Source organism: Clostridium sp. CTA-6 (assembly GCF_054768115.1).
The window spans coordinates 1-1,648 of record NZ_BAAAAU010000028.1 but is presented as its reverse complement, the minus strand read 5'-3'; the positions used below and the strand labels follow the sequence as shown (position 1 = coordinate 1,648).

1 protein-coding gene and 1 tRNA gene are annotated in these 1,648 nt (G+C 25.9%); both read right to left on the bottom strand.

Going from position 1 to position 1,648, the window contains the following annotated elements; translation table 11 throughout:
- Positions 1-617: 617 nt before the first annotated feature.
- Positions 618-1,361, bottom strand: a complete 744-nt coding sequence (locus ACYUDJ_RS21220; RefSeq protein ID WP_003482811.1) for a peptidylprolyl isomerase — start codon at positions 1,359-1,361, stop codon at positions 618-620.
- Between the two features lie 139 nt (positions 1,362-1,500).
- A tRNA-Phe gene (locus ACYUDJ_RS21215) sits at positions 1,501-1,576 on the bottom strand.
- Between the last annotated feature and the right edge of the window lie 72 nt (positions 1,577-1,648).

Below are 1,648 nucleotides of genomic sequence, written 5' to 3'. Positions count from 1 at the left end.
CAATTTTAAAGTTTAATCTCTTCTCAAATTCATTGACAAGGTTTATTACCTTATCTTACTGGCTGTTACAAGAATGTTTCTTGTTAATTCTCTGTTTAATTTTCAAAGACCACATCGCCTCAGCGACTTTTATATCTTAACAAATTTGTTGTTCTTTGTCAAGAAATATTTTTACATGAACTTTAATTCCATTCATTCATGTACGCTGCCTATAAGCAACAATATATATGTTATCAAATAATAAAATTTTAGTTTTAATGTAGATACTAAAATATTAATATTAAATCACATTTACTCTAATATACTATTAATTTATATAGTTTAAGCATATTGATACGCCTGGCAAGCTTTATGTCTATTTTTAAGTTTATTAGTATATATAACTATCTTCTATTAATAATAATATAATTCAAAATAGATTTTATCTATTTTACAATATCATTATGTCCTTTAAATTTATTAAATATACATATTATTAAATATACATATTATTAAATATACATATTATTAAATATACATATTATTAAATATACATATTATTAAATATACATATTATTAAATATACATATTATTAAATAAAAAAAGATAGCAAATTAATTGCTATCTTTTTTATTATATTATTTTATTTCAACTGTGTATTTATCTCTTAAGTTTTGTGTAAACTCATTATATTGTTGATTTTGTTTTTCTTGTAAAAGTTTATTATTTATCATAGCTTTAACTTCATCAAAAGGCTTAATCATACTTTCTCTTATATTATCAACTATTATTAAATGATATCCAAATTGAGTTTTAACAGCTTCTGTAACTTTATCAACTTCTGCTTCAAACACTGCTTTTTCAAATTCTGGAACCATTTGACCTTTAGTAAATGTTCCTAAACTTCCCCCTTGAGCTTTTGAAGGACATTTTGAATATTTTTCAGCTGCTTCTGAAAAATCTAATCCATTTTTTATTTTTCCATATATACTATTAGCTTCATCTTCTGAATCAACTAATATATGTCTTGCTGTTATAAGTTCTTGTGTTCTAAACTCTTCTTTATTTTCTTCATAATATTTTTTAGCTTCTTCTTCTGCAACTGTAGCTCTAGCTAAAACATTAGATACCGCTACTTGTATTAAAAGTTGCTTCTTAGTAGCTTCTAATTGTTTTTTAAAGTCTTCTGTTTCATCAACTTTCATATCTTTAGCATAATTATATGAAAGTTCAAAATCAATCATTTGTTTTATTAAGTCTTCTCTTCCCTTTTCTGTATTTAAATACGTTTGTCTTTCCTTTGGGAAGCTAAGTATTGTATTATCTACATCCTTATCTGTAATTTCTTGCCCATTAACTATAGCCACGATATTATTTTCCATAAAAAATCTCCTTTATAATAAATTTATTTCTATTACAGTTTAATTTTAACATAAAAGAAACTAAATTTTAAGTATAATTCCACTTTAAAATTTAACTTACTATAAAAAGCACCTAAGATATTTATCTTAGGTGCTTTTTTGGTGGCTCGACCAGGAATCGAACCAGGGACACGAGGATTTTCAGTCCTCTGCTCTACCGACTGAGCTATCGAGCCATATAATTTCATCTGGCAACGACCTACTCTTCCACAGGGCCTCCCCTGCAGTACCATCAGCGCTTTGAAGCT

What these genes read in the sequence shown, in the direction of transcription:
- ACYUDJ_RS21220 (WP_003482811.1), bottom strand. Translation starts at nt 1,361, where the DNA reads ATGGAAAATAATATCGTGGCTATAGTTAATGGGCAAGAAATTACAGAT.